This is a genomic window from Micromonospora sp. PTRAS2, from assembly GCF_054052245.1.
Genome location: NZ_JBSWBU010000001.1, coordinates 595,296 through 614,969, shown reverse-complemented (window position 1 = coordinate 614,969; position 19,674 = coordinate 595,296). Strand labels below are relative to the sequence as shown.

General features: G+C 72.1%; 24 protein-coding genes. 14 read left to right on the top strand and 10 right to left on the bottom strand.

Annotated features, from left to right (window positions below; all coding sequences use genetic code 11):
• Positions 1 to 37: 37 nt before the first annotated feature.
• Positions 38 to 439 (bottom strand): GntR family transcriptional regulator, encoded by a 402-nt coding sequence (locus ACVMYR_RS02930; protein ID WP_457121054.1) that lies wholly within the window; start codon positions 437 to 439, stop codon positions 38 to 40.
• A gap of 547 nt (positions 440 to 986) precedes the next feature.
• Here ACVMYR_RS02930 and ACVMYR_RS02925 point away from each other — a divergent pair.
• The 4 genes from ACVMYR_RS02925 to ACVMYR_RS02910 all read left to right on the top strand — a co-directional run bounded on the left by ACVMYR_RS02925 (position 987) and on the right by ACVMYR_RS02910 (position 3,388).
• Positions 987 to 1,319 (top strand): hypothetical protein, encoded by a 333-nt coding sequence (locus ACVMYR_RS02925; protein ID WP_457121053.1) that lies wholly within the window; start codon positions 987 to 989, stop codon positions 1,317 to 1,319.
• 91 nt (positions 1,320 to 1,410) lie between these two features.
• A complete protein-coding gene (locus tag ACVMYR_RS02920; RefSeq protein WP_457121052.1) occupies positions 1,411 to 1,656 on the top strand; it encodes a precorrin-4 C11-methyltransferase in 246 nt (81 codons plus the stop codon).
• A 149-nt stretch (positions 1,657 to 1,805) separates the two neighbouring features.
• Positions 1,806 to 2,627: a GntR family transcriptional regulator gene (locus tag ACVMYR_RS02915; RefSeq protein WP_431912580.1), complete on the top strand. Its 822-nt coding sequence runs from the start codon at positions 1,806 to 1,808 to the stop codon at positions 2,625 to 2,627.
• Positions 2,624 to 3,388 (top strand): glycosyltransferase family 2 protein, encoded by a 765-nt coding sequence (locus ACVMYR_RS02910; protein WP_457121051.1) that lies wholly within the window; start codon positions 2,624 to 2,626, stop codon positions 3,386 to 3,388. Before ACVMYR_RS02915 ends, ACVMYR_RS02910 begins: the two co-directional genes overlap by 4 nt.
• Here ACVMYR_RS02910 and ACVMYR_RS02905 read toward each other — a convergent pair.
• The gene (locus ACVMYR_RS02905) at positions 3,378 to 3,803 is read right to left on the bottom strand and encodes a hypothetical protein (RefSeq protein WP_457121050.1); all 426 of its coding nucleotides are present in this window, start codon (positions 3,801 to 3,803) and stop codon (positions 3,378 to 3,380) included. The genes ACVMYR_RS02910 and ACVMYR_RS02905 overlap by 11 nt on opposite strands.
• A 1,200-nt stretch (positions 3,804 to 5,003) precedes the next feature.
• On the opposite strand from ACVMYR_RS02905, the gene ACVMYR_RS02900 reads away from it, so the two are divergent.
• From ACVMYR_RS02900 to ACVMYR_RS02865, 8 genes are all read left to right on the top strand, one after another.
• Positions 5,004 to 5,405, top strand: a complete 402-nt coding sequence (locus tag ACVMYR_RS02900) for a hypothetical protein (protein ID WP_043961098.1) — start codon at positions 5,004 to 5,006, stop codon at positions 5,403 to 5,405.
• 276 nt (positions 5,406 to 5,681) lie between these two features.
• Positions 5,682 to 7,301: an FtsK/SpoIIIE domain-containing protein gene (locus tag ACVMYR_RS02895; RefSeq protein WP_457121049.1), complete on the top strand. Its 1,620-nt coding sequence runs from the start codon at positions 5,682 to 5,684 to the stop codon at positions 7,299 to 7,301.
• Positions 7,298 to 7,552 (top strand): hypothetical protein, encoded by a 255-nt coding sequence (locus ACVMYR_RS02890; protein ID WP_457121048.1) that lies wholly within the window; start codon positions 7,298 to 7,300, stop codon positions 7,550 to 7,552. Before ACVMYR_RS02895 ends, ACVMYR_RS02890 begins: the two co-directional genes overlap by 4 nt.
• A gap of 5 nt (positions 7,553 to 7,557) precedes the next feature.
• Entirely contained in the window at positions 7,558 to 7,749 is a 192-nt protein-coding gene (locus ACVMYR_RS02885; protein WP_457121047.1) for a hypothetical protein, read from the top strand.
• The gene (locus ACVMYR_RS02880; protein ID WP_457121046.1) at positions 7,746 to 8,318 is read left to right on the top strand and encodes a DUF2637 domain-containing protein; all 573 of its coding nucleotides are present in this window, start codon (positions 7,746 to 7,748) and stop codon (positions 8,316 to 8,318) included. Before ACVMYR_RS02885 ends, ACVMYR_RS02880 begins: the two co-directional genes overlap by 4 nt.
• Entirely contained in the window at positions 8,315 to 10,117 is a 1,803-nt protein-coding gene (locus ACVMYR_RS02875) for a replication initiator (protein ID WP_457121045.1), read from the top strand. Before ACVMYR_RS02880 ends, ACVMYR_RS02875 begins: the two co-directional genes overlap by 4 nt.
• Complete coding sequence (locus ACVMYR_RS02870; protein WP_074474743.1) at positions 10,117 to 10,296, top strand: helix-turn-helix domain-containing protein; 180 nt, start codon at positions 10,117 to 10,119, stop codon at positions 10,294 to 10,296. Before ACVMYR_RS02875 ends, ACVMYR_RS02870 begins: the two co-directional genes overlap by 1 nt.
• Positions 10,296 to 11,498 (top strand): tyrosine-type recombinase/integrase, encoded by a 1,203-nt coding sequence (locus ACVMYR_RS02865; protein ID WP_457121044.1) that lies wholly within the window; start codon positions 10,296 to 10,298, stop codon positions 11,496 to 11,498. The genes ACVMYR_RS02870 and ACVMYR_RS02865 overlap by 1 nt, the downstream gene beginning before the upstream one ends.
• Positions 11,499 to 11,563: 65 nt before the next feature.
• On the opposite strand, the gene ACVMYR_RS02860 is transcribed toward ACVMYR_RS02865, so the two are convergent.
• The 3 genes from ACVMYR_RS02860 to ACVMYR_RS02850 form a co-directional block, all read right to left on the bottom strand.
• On the bottom strand, positions 11,564 to 12,754 hold the full coding sequence (locus tag ACVMYR_RS02860; protein WP_396788663.1) for an enhanced intracellular survival protein Eis: 1,191 nt from the start codon (positions 12,752 to 12,754) through the stop codon (positions 11,564 to 11,566).
• Positions 12,751 to 13,473, bottom strand: a complete 723-nt coding sequence (locus tag ACVMYR_RS02855) for a PP2C family protein-serine/threonine phosphatase (protein ID WP_043961285.1) — start codon at positions 13,471 to 13,473, stop codon at positions 12,751 to 12,753. Before ACVMYR_RS02855 ends, ACVMYR_RS02860 begins: the two co-directional genes overlap by 4 nt.
• 134 nt (positions 13,474 to 13,607) lie before the next feature.
• Positions 13,608 to 14,192: a helix-turn-helix domain-containing protein gene (locus tag ACVMYR_RS02850; RefSeq protein ID WP_457121043.1), complete on the bottom strand. Its 585-nt coding sequence runs from the start codon at positions 14,190 to 14,192 to the stop codon at positions 13,608 to 13,610.
• 55 nt (positions 14,193 to 14,247) lie between these two features.
• On the opposite strand from ACVMYR_RS02850, the gene ACVMYR_RS02845 reads away from it, so the two are divergent.
• On the top strand, positions 14,248 to 15,513 hold the full coding sequence (locus tag ACVMYR_RS02845) for a benzoate/H(+) symporter BenE family transporter (protein WP_457121042.1): 1,266 nt from the start codon (positions 14,248 to 14,250) through the stop codon (positions 15,511 to 15,513).
• A gap of 159 nt (positions 15,514 to 15,672) precedes the next feature.
• Here the strand turns inward: ACVMYR_RS02845 and ACVMYR_RS02840 are convergent, their stop codons facing one another.
• From ACVMYR_RS02840 to ACVMYR_RS02825, 4 genes are all read right to left on the bottom strand, one after another.
• Positions 15,673 to 16,059 carry a hypothetical protein gene (locus ACVMYR_RS02840; RefSeq protein WP_077935588.1) on the bottom strand — a complete coding sequence of 129 codons (387 nt, stop codon included), beginning with the start codon at positions 16,057 to 16,059 and terminating at the stop codon, positions 15,673 to 15,675.
• Between the two features lie 191 nt (positions 16,060 to 16,250).
• Positions 16,251 to 16,511 (bottom strand): hypothetical protein, encoded by a 261-nt coding sequence (locus ACVMYR_RS02835; protein ID WP_077935589.1) that lies wholly within the window; start codon positions 16,509 to 16,511, stop codon positions 16,251 to 16,253.
• Between the two features lie 81 nt (positions 16,512 to 16,592).
• Positions 16,593 to 17,066, bottom strand: coding sequence for a large conductance mechanosensitive channel protein MscL (mscL, locus tag ACVMYR_RS02830; RefSeq protein ID WP_457121041.1), 474 nt, complete (start codon positions 17,064 to 17,066; stop codon positions 16,593 to 16,595).
• 40 nt (positions 17,067 to 17,106) lie between these two features.
• A complete protein-coding gene (locus tag ACVMYR_RS02825; RefSeq protein ID WP_457121286.1) occupies positions 17,107 to 17,730 on the bottom strand; it encodes a FadR/GntR family transcriptional regulator in 624 nt (207 codons plus the stop codon).
• Positions 17,731 to 18,092: 362 nt separating this feature from the next.
• Here ACVMYR_RS02825 and ACVMYR_RS02820 point away from each other — a divergent pair, with 362 nt between their 5' ends.
• The gene (locus ACVMYR_RS02820) at positions 18,093 to 19,247 is read left to right on the top strand and encodes an MFS transporter (RefSeq protein ID WP_457121285.1); all 1,155 of its coding nucleotides are present in this window, start codon (positions 18,093 to 18,095) and stop codon (positions 19,245 to 19,247) included.
• A 9-nt stretch (positions 19,248 to 19,256) separates the two neighbouring features.
• Here the strand turns inward: ACVMYR_RS02820 and ACVMYR_RS02815 are convergent, their stop codons facing one another.
• Entirely contained in the window at positions 19,257 to 19,613 is a 357-nt protein-coding gene (locus tag ACVMYR_RS02815; RefSeq protein WP_043961290.1) for an STAS domain-containing protein, read from the bottom strand.
• Positions 19,614 to 19,674: the final 61 nt, after the last annotated feature.

Sequence of the window (19,674 nt, the reverse complement as noted above, 5' to 3'; positions counted from 1 at the left end):
TCGGCGTCGAGTGCTCACATCAAAGAGACATGGTCTTTTATGTACTACGACGGTATGTGCGCACTACCGACTCGACGTAGTCGCCCCTTCGTTTCACCTCTTCATGCTCAACCAGCATGGCCCCCTCTTCAAGATTAAAGAGCAACGAGAGGCGACCGTCGGCAGGGACTTGTTGCCGCCTCACTTCTACGTGACTACCGTCGCCCAGCGAGGCTGCGACGGCATAGGTTCCTCGGCCATGTTCGGTAGCAGCCAAGCCGGCCTCGCGGAGGGCAGCGATCGCTTGGCGAATTGTGCCGCGACTTGCCCGGAACTCGGCGGTGAGCGCGCTCTCGGCCGGCAATAGGGAGCCCGGCGGGATGATGCCGCTCTCGATGCGTTGTCTCAGCTCGTCGGCGATGGTGCGGTATCGGGGCTGTCCGTAGTGCGGGGTGGGCACCTGCTCACCGTACCTGGCACTTGTCTTACCAAGTGTCAACCAAGAGACCCGTTTCGACGTGTAGACAACTCGTCCAGTTGTAGGTACGTTTCCTTCTGTGCGGCCAGGGTGACGGCTCGTGTCAGGGGTGGTCGGGTCGGCCCTGGTCGCACTTGAAGCGCGGCGTCCTGTCGGACCGGTTGCGGTAGCCGCGCGTACCAGTTGGCTCGGCGATACCCGACCCGTCTGTGTCGGACGGTGCGCCGTGCCTTCATCCGGGCCGGTGGCTGGCCATCTCCTTCCCTGGCTGGCCACCGGCCCCGCCTACCTCTGGAGGTGCGATGTCCGGCTCTCACCGTCGGCGCGGCTGGTTCTCGTCCTGGTGGTCACGAACGCGAACGCCGATCCGGCCCGCCAACAGCAACACCCCGCCCCGTCCGCGCCCGGCCTCGATTCCGCCGTCGCCATGGTGGTCTGTGGCTCCGACGCGGGAGGTGCCCGTGCTGCCGTACGCGCCGCTGATGACCCTCGCGCAGGCGACGCGGGGCAACGGCGGGAGGTGTCCGCGATGAGGCACCCGATCAGGCCCGTCGGGGTCTCGGGACACCCGGAGTGGTGTGCCCCTGACCGCTGCGGCTACCTGGTGCCGCCGGTGATGGCGCACATGGCCCGCCGCCATCGCGGCCCGATGCACCGCGTCGGCGACTCCCGCGCGGCCGGCTTCGTCGCCACCTACCTCATCGCTGCTGATGGCCTTGGTCCGATGGTGGGGGTTCATGCGACGTGCCGGGCGGGCAACACCTGGGCGGAGTTGACGTTGCCGCAGGCGGCCGAACTGGTCGAGCACCTGAGCGGGTTGCTGGAGCAGGCCGCCGGCGACCAGGGGGCCGACGATGAGTGAGGCCGTACCTGTGGCGGATGCCCTGCCGTCGTCGTTGGCTGCGCCGGTCGTGTGCCCGGTGTGGTGTCGGGGCTGCGGGCCGAACGATCCGATGCATCGGGGGCTTCTCGCGACCATCGGGCGGGAGCGGACCGGCTGGGTGAGCGTGCAACTGCTCGTCGACCGGTTCGCGCGTCGGGACCTGGCCGTCAAGCTCGACGCGACCCGCCACGGCGCGACTCAAACCGTGCTGCTGATGGCCGCCCAGGTGGACCGGCTCATCGAAGAACTGACGCACGCCCGACAGGTGATGCGGGCGGCGGCCGACCAGCACGGGCAGGCGGGGGAGACGCGGTGAACGCGAGCAGCCGTCGGGGCGTACCTGTTCCTCGGACTCCGGGTCCGCGTCGAACGCTGTCGTCGCGGACGGCGGTGGCGGTGCCTCCGGTTCCGGAGCGGCCGGCTGGGGGGACCACCTGGCAGACGTTGGAACGTCTAGGGGGTACGGTGACCGGTGTGCATGGTCGGGACTGGCGCCCTCGCTACCTGCAACTCGCCGAAGAGTTGCGGGCGAAGATCGTGAGCGGTGAACTGGCCCCCGGCACGCTCATGCCCAGCGAGACCGAGTTGGCCGACACCTCCGGGCTGTCCCGCACGAGCGTGCGCAACGCCATCCGCCAGCTTCGTGAATGGGGCCTGGTCCGGGCCGAGCAGGGGCGCGGCACCTACGTGCGGGCACCCCGCCAGCGGGTACGCCGTCGCAACACCGAGCGCTACCAGTGGGAGAAGGACCGGGTCCTGCTCGACGAGGCCGAGCGGTTGAAGACCGGCGCGACCGAGCACGACACCGGCCTGACCGTCGACGACCTCAAGTTCCACGCCGAGTACACCCGCGTCGACGCCGACGCAGACATGGCCGCTGCCCTCCAGGTCGAGGCGGGCACGCCGCTGCTACGCCGGGTCTACTGGACGTCCTCGCGGCACGAGAACGCGCCGCTGACCGTCTCGTACTCCTATCTGCCATACGACCTGGTGGCCGCGAACCCCGACCTGCTCGACGAGAGCAAAGAACCGTGGCCGGGCGGCACGCAACACCAGCTCTACACCCTCGGCATCGAGCTGGACCGCATCGACGACGAGATCCGCGCCCGTCCGCCGTCGCCCGACGAGGCCGAGTTGCTGGACATCGACCCGGGCGTCTCCGTGCTCACCGTACGCAAGACCTCCGTCGACACCACCGGCCGCATCGTCGAAGTCGCGGACGTGGTGATGCCGGGCGACCGGACAGAGCTTGTCTACTCCCACAAACTCCAGCGGTGGAAAACGTGACGCAGCTCGTCTCGGTCATCACCCCGGTCCACGCGCCCAGCATCGAGTACCTGCCGGGCGCGTACACGTCGCTGGCCAAGCAGGACATGCCCCCGGGGTGGGACTGGCAATGGCTCGTCCAGGAAGACGGACAGACCGGCGCCCTCGTCGACGCGCTGCCCGATGACCCCCGGATCAGCCTCGGCACCGGGCGTTCGGGTGGGCCTGGCGTTGCTCGCACCCTCGCGCTGTCCCGGGTTTCCGGGCAGCTCATCAAGGTCTTGGACGCCGACGACCAGTTGACCCCCGGGGCACTGGCCCGGGACATCGCGGCGTTCGACGCGCACCCGCAGATCGGCTGGACCACCTCGCGGGTACTCGACCTGCTGCCCGACGGGTCAACCGCCGGATGGGACAAAGACCCGGCCGGCGGGGTCATCGACCGCGGCGCGGTCCTGTCGTTCTGGCAGGCCAACGACTACCGGGCCTCGGTGCATCCGGCGACGCTGTGCCTGCGCCGGGATCTCGTCTTCGCCCTCGGCGGCTGGATGGCCCTGCCCGCCTCCGAGGACACCGGCCTTCTCCTGGCCGCCAACGCGGTCAGCGAGGGCTACTTCACCCGCGAGTATGGCTTGCTCTACCGCAAGTGGCCCGGCCAGGTCACCAGCCAGACAGCGCACCGGGAACCCGCCGAGTATCAGGCGCGCATGAGGATCATCGAGGCCAGAGCCCACGCCCTGGCCTCGATGGTCCCGAACGGCTTCGGCGGCGCTACAGCGTAGCCTCGTGCCCCGGCATCCCGTGGGTACGCCGCCGCTCCTTCATCTCCGCCTCGTAGATGTGCCGCCGGCCGCCGGCCAACTTCTCCCGCGCGTCCCGCTCGATCTCCTGGAACGCGGCATAGTAGCCGTCGTCAAACTCCTCCACGATCTGGAACGTCCACCGGCCAGGCAGCACGTTGCGCCCCAACAACTCGTGCTCGACCCGGTCGGCCACCTCGTCATGCCCGGCCTCGCGAAGCAACCTCACGACTCGGTCAAGGGTGAGATCCGCACCGCCAACGAGCTGGTGCGCCGAGTACAGGTGGCCTCGCACGCGGTGGATCGTCTCCAGCGCCTTGCTCAACTCGCCCAGCGCCTCGACGGTCGCGTCGCCAACTCCCGCCGACCGCGAGTGCTGCTCATCTACTGCTGCCATCTCCTGGGGTGACATGGCACGGCGATACCCGCCCGCCAGGACTTCAACCAGGTACTTTGACCATCTTTGGCTGGTGTTGGGGTGGGGAGGAAGTTCCTCCCCACCCCAACGAGCTAGAGGACGGCGGGCGAGATGCCCAGGATGACGATGATCACCACGAGGATCTGGATCACCACGGCCTGCGGGAGTCGCAGTGAGAAGTTCATCTCGGTCAAGCTTCACCTCCTTCGGCTTCAACGCGCTGGACAATGACCTGCGGATATAGACCTTCGACGGTTGAGTCCAGCGGGCTCGCATTCCGCGTGACTCGAAGGAATGCTCCTTGGTCGACGCAGATCATCGCACGAGAGGGCCAGGCGCCGCAATTCGACCCCCCGGCCGACCAACTGCGGGCGGACCGCGCGGCCCGTCGATCGACCCCGTTTCGTTCGGGGGCGGCCGCCCGAGAGGAGTCGGTCGCGTCCTGGGTGCCCCCCGAGGTAACTCCAGTCATCCCAACATGGGTGAAGTTGCAGGTCAGAGTGTTGACTCATTCCTTCGGTAAGCTGAACTTTAATTCTTAGGTAATTGGCGAATCTAATCGGAGGAAGTCTGGGAACTTTACTCATGCGCCAATCTGGAGCTGAATCTTGCCACCTACCAGTAAATCTAGTTCGACAACACTCCCGATGCCTAATGCGACTCAGAATCAAGCCGCTTTCGGCGCTCATTCAAGTACCGGAGTATCCTGGATATCCAGGCGTATGCCATACTCTTGGTGGCGGCTCGCCGGGCAGCGTCACTAGCGTGACCTGCGGCGATGCCCCCCTTCGGTTGGTTCAATGCGCTGGACGCACCGACAGGTTGACGGCCCCTCCGCTCGCATCGGAGGGGCCGTCGCTCGTCATCTCCGCCTGCATCGGAGATCCCCCGGCCGCGGCTGCGCCTGGGTTGCTGCAGTCCGGCAGGGTTGCATTGCGTAGCCGCACGTGACACGTGGCGGCTAAGCTGGATCCTCCAGCCGCCTCATAGTCGCTCTCCGTCTGTCCACAGTGGACGATGGGGCTTGAGTGACGCCCGAAAGAGGTCTGAACCCTCACCTTTCCCCGCCTTGGTCCGCTAGGACGAGCACGGGCGACCAGGTTGTTGACTTGTCTGCCAAGTGGCGTCTACCTTGGAGTCTCCACTTGGCAGACATGCCAACAACCTGGAGGTTGAGCGATGGCTCTGCGTGGCGGTGCGAGGTTCGCCGTGCGTTGCGAGGACGTGTTCCCGGCGGGGTGCGCCCTGGTCCCCGAGTCCCTGGGTGAGGTCGAGGACTACGACGAGAAGACCGGGCGGCGTAGCCCGGCGAAGGACAAGCTGACCGGTCAGCGGGTGTGGCAGGTACGCGTGATGGACCTGGACCCGGAGCTTGGCAAGCGCTCCCGGGAGACGACGGTCAAGATCTCGGCGGACCACCAGCCGGTGCCGCCGACGGGTGCGCCGTTCGAGGCGGTGGAGTTCGAGGGCATGACGGTGACGCCGTACGTGTCGAACACCGGTCGGATGGCGTACTCGCTGCGGGCGACCGGGATGCGTGCCCCGGCGGGCGTGGCCGGCAAGCAGAAGGCGGCGGCGTAGCCGTATCGGGTGGGGGCGGGGCTGTCAGGTCTTGGCGGACGGCAGCCCCGCCCCTCGTGTCTCTTTCCCCCGCTCTGTCGAGAGAGGTAGTGACGTGTCCAAGCGTAGGCGTTCGCCTGCCCCGGCTCAGCCTCGGTGCGGCGTGTGTCAGTCCCGGTTCGACCCGGCCGGCGGGGCGGCTGACCGCTGCCCGCTCTGCGTCGGGCAGCTCGTTCTTCCGTTCCCTCCGGTCCGGGATGCGTCGGGCCGGTTCGTGTCCCTGCGGGGTGCGCGGTGATGCGCCGGCCGCGCGGTGAGGTGATCCTGACGTCGGCCGGGGATCTGCTGGTGATCCGGCCGAAGCGGTTCGTCCTGCCGATGTGGCTGGTCGTGCTCGGCATGATGCTGCGCTGGCTGGCCCGGTTCTGCTGGTGGTGCCTGCGTCACCCGGTCGCCGTCGGCTTGGCCGTGGCCGCCGTCGTCCTCTACGCCGAGCATGGCGTGCCGGGCGTGGTCGTGCCGTTGGTCTTGTCCTCGGCGGTGTCGGCGCTGTGGCGGTGGCGTGATGAGGCGTCCTGGTGGCGGTGGTGCGCGGGCCCGCTGCTCGGCCGGTTCCGGCAGGTCTTCGTGTATCGGCGGGCGTGGCATGAGGCCATGACCCTGTGCGGCCTGGCCGAGACGTACGACCATCGGCCGGTCCTGCCCGAGCTGCTGCGGGTGCGCTCGGATCAGGCGCTCGACGTGCTGACCGTCCGCATGGTGCGGGGGCAGACCCCGGCCGACTTCCAGAAGGTGACGGCGAACCTCGCGTACGCCTTCGGCCGGCGGCACGCCCGGGTCTACTCCGAGCGGCCCGACGCTCCGCCGACCCGTATCGGTTACTGGGCGTTGGTGCTGGGCTGGGTGGACCGGGTGCGGTTCCGGGACCGGCCGACGCTGGTGTACCTGGTGCTGGTCCGTACCGACGCGCTGCGGCCGGTCGTGCCGCCGTTCGACGCCCCGCCCGTCCCGGATCTGACCGCGTTGCCGCTGGCTCGGCGAGAGGACCTGGGGACCTGGTCGCTGCGCCTGCTCGCCACACATGTCCTGATCGGCGGGGCCACCCGCTCCGGGAAGGGTTCGGTGTTGTGGTCGCTGGTGCGGGCGCTGGCCGGCGGCATCACTTCCGGCCTGGTCCGGCTGTGGGTGATCGATCCCAAGGGCGGGATGGAGTTCGCCATGGGCCGGCCGCTGTTCGCCCGGTTCGCCGGCACGTCGTTCGATGCCATGGCTGATCTCCTCGACGAGGCCGTGGCGGTGATGCGGGAACGTCAGACCCGGCTCGCCGGAACCGTCCGGGTCCACACCCCGACCGAAGCCGACCCCCTGGTCGTGGTCGTCATCGACGAGATGGCCGCCCTCACCGCGTACCTGCAGGATGTTGACCTGCGTCGGCGGATCGGATCGTCGCTGGGGCTGCTGCTGTCGCAGGGTGCCGGGGTCGGCGTCCTGGTGGTGGCCGCGTTGCAGGACCCGCGCAAAGAGGTGCTGCCGTTCCGGGACCTGTTCCCCACCCGCATCGCGCTCGGCCTGACCGAAGCGGCGCAGGTGGACATGGTCCTCGGCGACGGTGCCCGCAACCGGGGCGCCCTGGCCGACCAGATGCCGCGATGGGCCAAGGGCGTCGGGTACGTGATCCTCGACGGCACCCCCGAACCCCTGCGGGTCCGCTTCTCCTACGTCAGCGACGACGACATCCGCGACCTCGCCCGCCGGTATCCGGCCCCGGCCGACGCGGCGGACATCCTCGCCCAGGTCCGCCGCGAGTCGACCCCGGAACCGGTGCGCCCGCCGCTGCCCCGCAAACCGTCCGGGCCGCTGCTGCCCGACGCACTGCGCAACCTCCTCGACCCCGACGGCGGGAGTGAACCGCGGTGACCAACACGCCGAATGGACGCCGGTTCTACCGGCTGCGCACCCCCGACCCGACCACCGCCGTGTCCGTCCGCGTCGACCCCGAACGGCCCGACCCGTACCCGGTCCACCTGGCCGTCGGCGCGGGCCGGCGACGCATGTCCCTGACCCCGGACGAGGCGTGGGCGCTGTGGCGCTGCCTCTCCGAAGCCGTCGCCACCCTCGGCACCCCACCCGACTACATCCGCACCACCATCCGACCGGCCCGGAGGTAACCGCCATGACCACCCTCGCCCGCATCGTCAACCGGCTCCGGCGTCCGCTGCGCATCCGCCTCGTCGGCCCCGCCGACCAGACCGCAGCCGCCCTGCACAGCCTCGCGCACATGGTCAGCCGCCGCCCCGACATGGCCGACCGGCGCATCCGCATCGACCTCACCATCCGCGAGAAGCCCTTGCAGGAGTGGCGATGACCGACCGCACCGAAACCGCCGTACGCCTGGTCATCCTGCTCGCCATCGGCACCATGGCCGGCGCAGCCGCCTTCACCCACGTCCACGACCTGTCCGTCACCCACGGCCAACCCGACTGGATCGGCTGGGCCAACGCCGTAGCCGTCGAACTCATGGCCATCTACCTCGGCCTCGAACTCCGCGCCCGCCGCCGCGCCCGCCGCCCGGTCGGCCTGGTCGCCTCACTGCTCGTCGCGTTCGCGCTGCTCTCCCTCGCCGCGCAGGTCGCCGAAGCCGAACCGTCGGTGTGGGGCTGGACCGTAGCCGCCGTACCGTCCCTGGCGTTCCTCGCCCTGGTCAAGGTCGTCCTGTCCAACACCCCCGCCGCGCCCCCGGCACCCGAACCGGACCAACCCCCGGTCGACTGGGACGAGGCACCCGCCGCCGTCGCCCCCGACCCGGATCGTCCGGCCGACCCCGTGCCGCCGACTGTCCCGGCACCGGCTGCCGTCTCCGCCCCGGCGGTGATCCTGCCCCCGCGCGGCGTCGTCCAGTCGAACCGGCCGCACGTCGTCGGGATCATCCGATGACCGCCGCGACCCTGCCCGGCCTCGAACCGGTCGCCCCGACCCCGGCTGCCGCTCCCCGGCCGGGGTCGCGGGCGGCCCGCATGGCGCTGCCCCGCTCCGTTGACGTGCTCAAGCAGATCGCCATCGAGTACGGCGTCTGCGTGCGCCCCCTCGCCATGCGCCGCACCGACCTCGACACCGGCCTGACCGAGGTCATCGACCTGCCCTGCGGCGCGACCCGCGAAGACAAGTGCCCGCCGTGCGCGAAGAAGAACCGCCGGCTGCGACAGGCCCAGATCCGCGAAGGCTGGCACCGCGACGACGAACCCCTACCCGGCCCGCAACCCGCCACCGAAGCGCAGAAGTCCCTGATCCTGTTCCGCGCACACCTGGAGTTCTCCCGCGACGAGGCATCCCGCGCCGCCCAGTGGGACCAGGTCGCCGACCTCGACGAGGCCATCCGCGAAGTAGAGGAAGCCATCACCGCAGAGGGCCTGCGCGGGCGAGTCGGCCCACCCCACACCAGCACCGACGACGACCAGGGCGACGACGACACCGGCCGCCGCCGCAAGCGCTCCACCAAGCGCCGACAGGACGCCCCCGAACTGCCCCGACGCAAGGTCGAACGCCGTACCGTCGGCCGCACCTACACCGCCCCCGACGGCTCCACCTACCGGCCGTCGATGTGGCTCACCCTCACCCTCGACTCCTACGGGCCGGTCCGCCCCGACGGCACCCCCGTCAACCCCGACCGCTACGACTACCGCCGCGCCGCCTGGGACGCCGTCCACTTCCCCCGCCTGCTCGACCGGTTCTGGCAGAACCTACGCCGCTGCGAGGGCTGGAACGTCCAGTACGCCGGCTGCGTCGAACCCCAACGCCGACTCGCCCCACACGCACACTTCGCCATCCGGGGCACCATCGCACGCGACACCCTGCGCACCGTCGCCGCCGCCACCTACCACCAAGTCTGGTGGCCGCCCGTCGACGTCCAGCGGTACACCGCCGACCGACCCCCGGTCTGGGACGAACAAGCGGCGGCGTGGGTCGACCCGGACACCCGCCACCCGCTGACCACCTGGAACGAAGCCCTCGACGCCATCGACGACGACCCCGACGCCGAACCCGTGCACGTCGTCCGCTTCGGCACCCAGGTCGACGCCCGCGGCGTCATGCCCGGCACCGAAGACGCCGAACGGACCATCCGGTACGTCACGAAGTACATCACCAAGCACACCGGCGACTGCCACAAGGCGACCACCGACCGGCAACGCGCCCACCTCGACCGGCTCTGGCGCGCACTGCGCGTCACCCCCTGCACCGACCGGTGCGCCAACTGGCTGCTCTACGGCGTCCAACCCCGCAAGGCCAACGCCAAGCTCAAGCCGGGCCGCTGCAAGGGCAAGGTCCACCAACGCGACACCCTCGGCATCGGCGGCCGACGCATCCTCATCTCCCGCGACTGGTCCGGCAAGACCCTCGCCGACCACAAACACGACGTACGCGCCTGGGTACGCGCACTGCTCGGCGTCACCACCGACAGCACCACCGCCGACAGCACCACCGCCAGCGGCGCGGCCGGCGACCCCGGGCAGCTCGTCGACGACCAGGGCGCCACCGCCGAACGGACCCGGCACGCCTGGGAACTCGCCCGACCCGACGACGCCGACGTCGGCCCGCTGTCCTACCGGCTCATGCGATCGATCAGCGAACGCGCCCGCTGGCGCACCGAACTACTCGCCGCGAAGGACCGGGCGGCACAGCAACCGGAAGACGGATCGGCGACCGGGCCAGGCAGCACGACGGGGGAGGGGCAGTAGTGGCCAGCGAAGGGCTCTGGACGGTCCAGGACGTGTCGGTGTACCTCCGGGTCCCACCGGAAACGCTGTACCGCTGGCGCAAGGTCAAGTACGGTCCGCCGGCGGCCCGGGTCGGCCGGCACCTGCGGTACGAGCCGGAAGCGGTCCGGGCCTGGGTACGTGAGCAGGCGGCAGCCTGATGGGACACGTCGAAGACCGCTGGTACAAGACCCAACGTGACTCGGACGGGCGACGGGAACGGGTCAAGACGGACCTGTTCGGCAAGGGCCTGCGCTACCGGGTGCGGTACATCGGTCCGGACGGCCGGGAACGCAAGAAGTCCTTCCCGGACCGGGCCAAGCGCGAAGCTGACGCCTTCCTCGTCTCCACCGAGACGGACAAGCTCCGGGGCTCGTACGTCGACCCGGTCGCCGGTCGGATGACGTTCGCGGAGTACGCCGAACGATGGCTTCGGACGCGCTCCGTCGACGAGTCGACCCGCGAGAGCACGGAGTTGCGGGTACGCGTGCACCTGCTGCCGTTCTTCGGCTCTCGGCAACTGGCGTCGATCAAGCCCGGCCATATCCGGGAGTGGGACGCCTCGATGGCCGGCAAGCTCGCCCCGGCGACCCGGGCCGTCGTCTTCGCGAGCCTGCACGCCATCCTCGGCGCGGCGGTCGACGACGAGCGGATCGCCAAGAACCCGTGTTCGGCAAAGTCGGTCAACCCTCCCCGCCCGGTTCAGCGCCGGGTGGTGCCGTGGCGGTACGACCAGGTCTCGGCAATCCGCGGTGGCCTTGCCCCACGCTACCGCGCGATGGTCGACCTGGGTGCCGGCTGCGGGCTGCGGCAGGGGGAGATCCTGGGCCTCGGCGTCGACGACATCGATTTCGACGCCGGTTGGGTCCACGTGTCGCGTCAGGTCAAGCGGGTCCGGTCCCGACTGATCTTCGGGTTGCCCAAGAACGACCGTGACCGGCGGGTGCCGCTGCCGGACTCCGTCGGCCGCGCGCTACGGCAGCACCTGGAGGAACGGGACCCGGTGACGATCACCCTGCCGTGGGAGCACCCCGCCAGCGACGAGCGGGCCACGGTGCGCCTGTTGTTCACCACCACCCATCGCAACGCGATCAACCGCAGCAGGTTCAACGAAACGAGCTGGCGACCGGCTGTCATGGCGGCCGGCATCACGCCGACCCGGGCGACGGGGATGCACGCGCTACGGCACTTCTACGCCTCCTCGCTGCTCGACGCGGGGGAGAGCATCAAGGCGGTCGCGTCGTACCTCGGGCACGCCGATCCCGGCTTCACGCTCCGGGTGTACACGCACCTGATGCCGGCCAGCGAGGAGCGCACCCGGAACGCGATCGACGGCCTCTTCGGGACGCCCCGAGAGCCCTGACGCCCTGGCGACGCCCTGCGCGGCCTCCCGGAACGTATAGCGCCTGATCAGGGCGGGTCTCGGGGTCAGAAGTCCGCGAAGAGGTATGGCCAACGGCGGGGGAAGAGGCGGCGCAGCTCGGCGGCGGCGTCCGCCGGCACCCGCCCCAGGCCCCGGACGTCGACCTCCGCCGGGTCCAGCACCCCGTACGCCAGGGCGGAGAGCCCGGCCGCCGTGAGCGTCGCGGCCGGCACGGACCCGGTGGCGTCGCCGGACAGCTCCAGGCGGCCGGTCGCGCCGTCGAGCAGGTGGGTGCCGGCGAGCCACCGGTCCCCGGTCAGCTCCACCCGGACCCGGCCCGGCCCGGCCGGGAGACCGGCCAGCGCGTCGAGCGCGAGCAGCCGGGCCATCGGCGCGGACGAACCCGGCCGGGCGACCTGCGCCTCGACGTGCACGGCCAGGTCGGTCAGCCACAGCTCGGGCAGCTCGTCCGCCGCGATCCGCAGGCGGATCCGCTCCACCTGGTCGACGTGCCGGGCGAGGAACTGCAGGATCAGGGCCCGGGCGTACGGGTCGGCGACCAGCAGGTCGTCGCCGGCCAGCTCGCCGCCGTGGTCGTCGATCCGGTACGTCAGCACGCCGACCGTCTCGCCGTCGACGCGGGCGGTGAGCTGCCACCGGTCGTCGTCGTCGCGCTGCCGCACCGCCCGGGTCTCGGGGAAGATCGCGAACCCGTGCCGCTCGGCCAGGCAGCGCTCGGTGAAGGCGCGGTGGTCGGCGTACCCGGCGCCGCTGCGGCCCCAGGCCAGCTCGCCGGGCAGGTCCGCGCGCAGCAGCGCGGCCAGGTCGGCCGGGGCGAAGACGGCCGTACGCGCCCGGGGTAGGCCGACGTACCCGAAGCGCTCGTAGAACGAGGCGCGGAAAGGGTACAGCGCGGTGAGCGGGTGCCCCTCGTCGCGCATCTCGTCGAGGAGCTGGCGCAGCAGTTCCCGGACGTGCCCGCGCCGCCGCGCCAGCGGGTGGGTGGCGACCCCGGCGACGCCGGCCATCGGCAGCACCACCCCGCGCAGGTTCTGCCGCATCGGGATGGCCGACGCGGTGGCCAGCGTCTCGCCGCCCTCCTCGGCGACGAGGGTGCGGGTGGCCTCGTGGTAGGGCAGGTAGCTGCGGAACTCCTCGGCCCGCTCGGCCCGCATCGGGGACGCCTCGAAGGCGTACGCCTGGAGCGGGAAGGAGGTGGCCGGCCGCTCTGAGTTGGTCAACCGCCGGATGGTCATGAGAGCGCCGTGACGTCGGAGACGACGACGGTGACGTTGTCCGGCGCGCCGGCCTGGTGGGCGAGCTTCACGAGCTGCTCGCCGCACTGCTGGCGGTCGCCGTACATGGCGAGGGCGGCGGCGATCGCCGCGTCGTCCACGTAGTCGGAGAGCCCGTCGCTGCACAGCAGCAGCCGGTCGCCGGCGAAGACGGTGAGCGTGCCGACCGCCGGGGGCGTGTCGGCGCCCTGCACGGCTCGGGTCACCAGCGACCGCTGCGGGTGGTGCCGCGCCTGGTCGGGGGAGAGCGCGCCCTGGTCGACGAGCGCCTGCACGAACGTGTCGTCGCGGGTGAGCTGGGTCAGCTCGTTGTCCCGCAGCAGATAACAGCGGGAGTCCCCGACCTGCGCGAGGACCAGGACGTCCCCGGCGAGCAGGCCGGCCGTCAGCGTCGTACCCATGCCCTCGCGTGCGGGGTCGACGGAGATGGCGGCCCGGATCCGCTGGTTGGCGGTGCTCACCACGGCCCGCAGCGCGTCGGCGGCCCCCTCGGTGGTGGTGGGCGGGTCCAACTCGTCGAGGATGCGGATGACGATCTCGCTCGCCACCTCACCAGCCGGCAGGCCACCCATCCCGTCAGCGACGGCGACGAGGCGGTCACCGGCGAGGGCGGAATCCTCGTTGTTGGTCCGCACGAGGCCGACGTCGTTGAGGATGGCCGAGCGGAGGATCAGCGTCATACGACAAGCTTGCCAAGAAGACCCGCCCGGCGTCTCTACGCACTCCGGGGTCGGCCCGAAAAGAATCTTGTGTCGGCGCGGGTGGCCGACCGGCCGGCGGCCCGAACGGTCGACCGGCCCGAACGGTCGACCGGTCAGCGGCGGGGGTAGCGCAGCAGCAGGCTCGCCCACACATCCTCGTCGCCGATCGCGGCGTAGCCGTGCGGCACGTCCGACGTCCAGCGCAGGTGGCCGCCGGGCCCGGCGGTCAGCGGGGCGTCCACCGGCCCGGCGCGGAGCTGCCCGGCGAAGACGGTGACGTGCTCGGTGACCCCGGGCTGGTGCGCGGGGGAGAGCTGCCCGACGCCGGGGGCGACCCGCATCCGGTACAGCTCGTACGTCGCCCCGGCCTCGGTGAACACCTCCAGCAGGGTCGCGCTCACCGCCGCCCCGCGCACCGTGGGGGTCGCCGCCGGCCCGGAGAGCGCCGCGGTCAGCGGCACCCCGAGCTGGGCGGTCACGGCGTAGAGCGTCTCCAGGGTGGGGTTGCGGGTGCCGTTCTCCAGGCCGGAGAGGGTGGCCTTGCCCACCCCGGCGAGCCGGGCCAGGGTGGACAGTGACAGCCCGCGCTCCTCGCGCAGGGCGCGCACCCGGGCACCGACCGTGCCGGCGTCCGTGGCTTCCTGCTCCCGGGCTGGCTGCTCCCGGGCCGCTTGCGGGGTTGGTGTCGGCGACTCCATCCCGCTATCGTGCTACACGCCAGCGTTCCGTAAACGGAACGGCGAAGGGGGAGACGTGGCCGGCCTGCTGCAACCCGTGCTCGCCGGAGTGGTGACCGCGCTCGTCGGCTTCGCCAGTTCGTTCACCGTCGTGCTCGCCGGGCTGCGCGCCGTCGGCGCCGACGAACGGCAGGCCGCCTCCGGGCTGCTCGCCGTCAGCGTCGCGTCCGGCCTCTGCGCGGTGTGGCTGGGGCTGCGGCACCGGCTGCCGATGGCCATCGCCTGGTCCACCCCCGGGGCGGCGCTGCTGGTGGCCACCGGCCCGGTCCCCGGCGGCTGGCCGGCCGCCGTCGGCGCGTTCATCGTGTGCGGGGCGCTGATCGTCGCCGCCGGGCTGTTCCCGGCGCTCGGCCGGGCGGTGGCCGCGATCCCCGGCCCGATCGCCGCCGCGATGCTGGCCGGGGTGCTGCTGCCGCTGTGCACCGCGCCCGTCCGCGCCCTGGTCGAGGTGCCGAGGCTGGCCGCGCCGGTGGTCGTCACCTGGCTCGTCCTGCACCGGTTCGCCCGCCGCTGGGCGGTGCCCGCCGCGCTCGTCGCGGCGGCGGTCGCCATCGCGGTGACCACGCCCGGCGGCGTCGGCGCGCACGGCCTGCGGCCGGTGCTCGTCCTCACCGCGCCCGAGTGGACGGTGCCGGCGGTGATCGGGCTGGCGCTGCCGCTGTTCCTGGTCACCATGGCCGCGCAGAACGTCCCCGGGATGGCGGTGCTCACCGGGTACGGCTACCGTCCCCCGCTCGGCTCCGCGCTGCGGGTCACCGGCCTGGCCAGCGCCATCGGCGCGCCGGTCGGCGGGCACGCGGTCAACCTCGCCGCGATCACCGCCGCGCTGGCCGCTGGCCCCGACGCCCACCCGGACCCGGAGCGCCGCTGGGTCGCCTCGGTCACGGCGGGGGTCGGGCTGGCCCTGCTCGGCCTCGGCGCGGGCGTCGCCACCGCCCTCGTGCTGCTCTCCCCGCCGGTGCTCATCGAGGCCGTGGCGGGGCTCGCGCTGCTCGCTGCGCTGGCCGGCGCGGTGTCGGCGGCCGTCGCCGACCCGGCGACCCGGGAGGCGGCCGTGGTGACCCTCGTCGTCACGGCCTCCGGGGTGAGCCTGCTCGGCGTCGGGGGCGCGTTCTGGGGGCTGGTCGCCGGCTGGCTGATGCTGCTCCTCCTGCGCCGCCGCCACGAGAGCGACCACGCCGCGCCGGCTGCGCCCGTCGAGCCGGCTGAGCCCGTCGAGCCCGTCGAGCCCGTCGAGCCGGCGTCGGCTGGGCGGGCGTCGGCTGGGCGGGCGGGGCGCTAGATCGACTTCATGTCGCCGACATGGCGGGGAAACCCACCCCGGGATACCGCGATGTCGCCGACATGGAGTCGATCAAGAGGCCCCGCGTCGATGAAGAGGCCGGAGTCGACCAAGGGGCTCGCCTCGATCAAGGCCCGCGTCGATCAAGGCCCGCCGGGGTCACTCCTCGGCGGGCAGGCTCGTCGCGAGGACGTCGAGGCGTACCCGGCCGTCGGCGACGGCGGCGATCTGGTCGGCTAGCACGTAGACCGCGCCGGTCGGGGCCTGGTCGGTGGAGACCTTCAGGTAGCCGGTGCGCAGCAGGCGGGCGGCCAGGTCGGCCGGGACGTCCGGCTCCTCGGCCGCCGCGGATTCGATCAACTCGTCGAGGCTGCCGCCCGGGTCGGCGGTCGGGGCGGCGGTCGGCGCCTGCACGGTCACCGCGTTCGGGTCGCCCCGCTGGACGAGGTCCACGGTGCCGACCTCGGCGCCGGTCACGTCGACCACGGGCATCCCGGTGGTGACGCGGGAGATGGCCGCCTGCTGATCCGTCCCCTGCTGCTCCATCCCGAGGCGGTTCCCGCCCCGCCACCCGACTAAACGCCGCGCCGGTCAGGCCCGACCGAACGCCGTGCCTGCTGAACGCGGCGCCGGCCGAACGCCGTCCCGGTCAGGCCCGATCAGATGCCGCGCCGACCCCGAACACCGCCCGGTCAGGCCCGACCGAACGCCGCGCCGAACCTCGAACACCGTCCCGGTCAGGCGCGGATGTCCGGGGTCGGCAGCCACGAGCCCGGCGGCCGGGGGGACAGCTCCCGCCACCCGTCCGCCCCGGCGAGCAGCGCGCGGACGGTCTCCTCGGCCTCCTCCGCGTTCGGGTACTCGTAGAACTGGGAGACGCCCTCCGCGCCCCCGGCGCGCTGCTCGACGTGCCACCGGTCGCCGTCCACCCGGAGGAAGACGTCCCGCCGCGCGAGCCGCCCCCACTTGCCGTTCCACCAGTGCTTCCGCTGCTCCATGGCCGGACTCTATCGAACATGTGTACGACAAGACTCGGCCCCCACGGGAATCCCGTGAGGGCCGGTGTGCGTCGGTGTGCGTCAGCGCGCGGCCGGGGGCTCCGGGTTGCGGCCGAGCACGTCGTCCAGGGCGCCCCGCTGCTGGCCCGGGGTGGTGTGGCCGGCGGCCACCAGCGCGTCCCGGATCTCGGTGAGCAGCTTGACCTCCTCGCTGGGGGCGGCCGGCGGCGGCTCCTCGCCGCGCTTGCGCCGCTCGGCCAGCCTGTTCATCGGGTAGACGACCAGGAAGTAGAGCGCCGCCGCGGTGAGCAGGAAGGTGATCGCCGCGTTGACGAAGGCGACCCAGTCGAAGGCGATGCCCCGGAACTTCGGGGCCGTGCCGGCGAGCCCGTCCTTGCTGCCGGTGATCAGCAGCACGAAGACGCGGATCAGCGGTTCCAGGAACGACTTGGTCAACTGGGTGACCACGCCCGTGAACGCCGCGCCGATGACGACGCCGACCGCGAGGTCGACGACGTTGCCGCGCATGATGAAGTCTTTGAAGCCCTTGAGCATCCGTTACTCCCGTGGTGTCCGGTTCGGTGTCCCGGGCAACCTATTCCCCCGGGGAGGGCTCCAGGAAAGCACCAGCCTCCCGGGCCGCCAAGGCCGGGTCGCCGAGGCGGATGGCGTCCACCAGCCGGGCGTGGTCGACGTACCGCTCGGGCTCCAGGGCGTCGCCCGTCGCCTGGCTGATCGTGCTGCGCAGCGCCGCGCCGACCGACGCGTACAGCTCGGCGAGCATGCCGTTGTGGGCGGCGTTCACCACCGCCGTGTGCAGGGCCGCATCGGCCTCGACGAACTCGTCGACCCGGCCCGCGCGCCAGGCGGCCTCCCGGGCGGCGAGCGCGCCGTCGAGGGCGGCCAGGTCCTCCGGGGTACGCCGCAGCGCGGCCAGCCGCGCCGCCTCCACCTCGAAGGCGCGGCGCACCTCGACGACCTCGGTCATCCGGTCGTCGGTGAGTCGGCGGGCCACCACGGGGGCCAGCTCGTCGGTCGACACCACGTACGTCCCGGAGCCCTGCCGGCACTCCAGCACCCCGGCGTGCACGAGGGCGCGGACGGCCTCCCGGACGGTGTTGCGCCCCACGCCGAGGGCGGCGACGAGCTGCGGCTCGGTGGGGATGCGGCCACCCACCGGCCACTCGCCGCCGAGGATGCGGGCCCGGAGCTGCTCGATCGTCTGCCGGACGCGCTGGCCCCGGGGCGGCGGGGGCGGGGACCCGGGCGGGGGTGCGGAGTCGGGCCGGGGGGTGGACCCGGGCGGGGGCGCGGAATCAACCGACGGTGGCACTGGTTACATCACCTGCCCAGGATTCATCCCATGATTGTAGGTTGAAGGCCATGACCCCGCCACCGACCGCCGTCGCGGAACCCGCCACCGGGACCGCCCGAACCCGCCCGACCGTCGACGTGGCGCGCGCCCCGGCCCCCGCTCCCACCCTCGTCGAGAAGACCGAGGCCAAGAAGATCGGGGCCGAGAGGACCGGGACCGAGAAGACCGGGCGGCCCGTGACCGGCGGGCTGCTGGTCCTGGTCGGGATGCTGCTGGTCGCCCTCAACCTGCGCGCCGCCGTGACCAGCCTCGGCGCGCTGCTCGGCGAGGTCCGCACCGGCCTCGGGCTCTCCGGGGCGATGGCCGGGCTCGTCACCACCCTGCCGACGATCGCCTTCGCCGGGCTCGGCGCGCTCACCCCCTGGCTGGTCCGGCGGTACGCCCCGGCCCGGGTGCTCGTGGTCGCCATGACGGCCCTCGCCGTCGGGCAGGTGCTGCGCGTGGTCACCGACTCCGCGCTGTTCTTCGTGGCCACCAGCGCGCTCGCGCTGGCCGGCATCGCGGTGGCGAACATCCTGCTTCCGATGCTGGTGAAGCAGCACTTCCCGCACCGCACCGGCCTGGTCACCGGGGCGTACACGATGGCGTTGACGACGGGCACGACGGTGGCCGCCGCGTCGGCGGTGCCGGTGGCGCACGCCTTCGGGTCCTGGCGGGCCGGGCTCGGAGTCTGGGCCGGGCTGGCCGCGCTGGCCGTACTCCCGTGGGTGCCGCTGGCGCTGCGGGCCCGCGCCGCGCGGCGGGCCGCCACCGGCGCGGTGGCCGTCGCCGCCCCGGCCCGGGTGCGGCCGGCGCGGACGCGGCTCGGCTGGGCGATGGCGGTCTACTTCGGCGCGCAGTCGCTGAGCGGGTACGCGATCATGGGCTGGCTGGCCCAGCTCTTCCGCGACGCCGGCTTCCGTCCGGAGACGGCCGGGCTGCTGCTGGCCGGGGTGACCGCGCTCGGCGTGCCGGTGGCGCTGCTGATGCCGACGCTCGCCGGCCGGCTGCGGACGCTGCGGCCGCTGGTGTTCGGGCTGACCGCCTTCTCGGCCGCGTCCTACCTGGGCCTGGCGCTCGCGCCGCACGACGGCGCGCTGCTCTGGGTGGCCCTGCTCGCTCTCGGCCAGGGCGCGTTCCCGCTGATCCTCACCACCATCGGGCTGCGCGCTCGCACGGCGGAGGGGACGGTGGCGCTGTCGGCGTTCGCGCAGAGCACCGGGTACGTGATCGCGGCGCTCGGGCCGCTGCTGGTCGGCGTTCTCTACGAGGCGACCGGCGGGTGGACCGCGCCGATCGGGTTCCTGCTCGTCGCCCTCATCGTGCAGACGGGCGCGGGCCTGGTCATCGCCCGCCCCCGGTTCGTCGAGGACGAGCGCTGAGCGGGACGATCAGGAGGAGGCCGGCGTGGGGTCGCCCGCGACGGCCTGCTCCACCGTCGGGTAGGTGTGCAGCACCTCGACGAGCCCGCTGACCTCCAGGATGCGCAGCACCCCGCGCTGCGGGGCGGCCAGCCGGACCACGCCGCCGGCCTCGTCGCAGCTGTTCTTGGCGCGTACGAACACCGACAGCCCGGTCGAGTCGCAGAACGAGACCTCCGCCAGGTCGAACACGAGGCGGCTGCGGCCCTTGTCCAGCAGGTCCGTGATCTGGTCCTGGAGCTGCGGAGCCGTCGCCATGTCCAGCTCGCCCGCGACCGACACGACGACCACGTCGCCGCGCTGTTCCGTCTGCACCGTCAAGGACATTCGCCGACCTCCTGCTGGTATCGGTGGAACCGTATCCCACGAGGGCGGTTCGGCGCAGAGC

Excerpts from the sequence above, each read along its gene's own strand:
- ACVMYR_RS02925 (WP_457121053.1), top strand. The coding sequence starts at position 987 with ATGAGGCACCCGATCAGGCCCGTCGGGGTCTCGGGACACCCGGAGTGG.
- ACVMYR_RS02920 (WP_457121052.1), top strand. The coding sequence starts at position 1,411 with ATGCATCGGGGGCTTCTCGCGACCATCGGGCGGGAGCGGACCGGCTGG.
- ACVMYR_RS02905 (WP_457121050.1), bottom strand. The coding sequence starts at position 3,803 with ATGGCAGCAGTAGATGAGCAGCACTCGCGGTCGGCGGGAGTTGGCGAC.
- ACVMYR_RS02900 (WP_043961098.1), top strand. The coding sequence starts at position 5,004 with ATGGCTCTGCGTGGCGGTGCGAGGTTCGCCGTGCGTTGCGAGGACGTG.
- ACVMYR_RS02895 (WP_457121049.1), top strand. The coding sequence starts at position 5,682 with ATGCGCCGGCCGCGCGGTGAGGTGATCCTGACGTCGGCCGGGGATCTG.
- ACVMYR_RS02885 (WP_457121047.1), top strand. The coding sequence starts at position 7,558 with ATGACCACCCTCGCCCGCATCGTCAACCGGCTCCGGCGTCCGCTGCGC.
- ACVMYR_RS02880 (WP_457121046.1), top strand. The coding sequence starts at position 7,746 with ATGACCGACCGCACCGAAACCGCCGTACGCCTGGTCATCCTGCTCGCC.
- ACVMYR_RS02875 (WP_457121045.1), top strand. The coding sequence starts at position 8,315 with ATGACCGCCGCGACCCTGCCCGGCCTCGAACCGGTCGCCCCGACCCCG.
- ACVMYR_RS02865 (WP_457121044.1), top strand. The coding sequence starts at position 10,296 with ATGGGACACGTCGAAGACCGCTGGTACAAGACCCAACGTGACTCGGAC.
- ACVMYR_RS02860 (WP_396788663.1), bottom strand. The coding sequence starts at position 12,754 with ATGACCATCCGGCGGTTGACCAACTCAGAGCGGCCGGCCACCTCCTTC.
- ACVMYR_RS02855 (WP_043961285.1), bottom strand. The coding sequence starts at position 13,473 with ATGACGCTGATCCTCCGCTCGGCCATCCTCAACGACGTCGGCCTCGTG.
- ACVMYR_RS02850 (WP_457121043.1), bottom strand. The coding sequence starts at position 14,192 with ATGGAGTCGCCGACACCAACCCCGCAAGCGGCCCGGGAGCAGCCAGCC.
- ACVMYR_RS02840 (WP_077935588.1), bottom strand. The coding sequence starts at position 16,059 with ATGGAGCAGCAGGGGACGGATCAGCAGGCGGCCATCTCCCGCGTCACC.
- ACVMYR_RS02835 (WP_077935589.1), bottom strand. The coding sequence starts at position 16,511 with ATGGAGCAGCGGAAGCACTGGTGGAACGGCAAGTGGGGGCGGCTCGCG.
- mscL (WP_457121041.1), bottom strand. The coding sequence starts at position 17,066 with ATGCTCAAGGGCTTCAAAGACTTCATCATGCGCGGCAACGTCGTCGAC.
- ACVMYR_RS02820 (WP_457121285.1), top strand. The coding sequence starts at position 18,093 with ATGCTGCTGGTCGCCCTCAACCTGCGCGCCGCCGTGACCAGCCTCGGC.
- ACVMYR_RS02815 (WP_043961290.1), bottom strand. The coding sequence starts at position 19,613 with ATGTCCTTGACGGTGCAGACGGAACAGCGCGGCGACGTGGTCGTCGTG.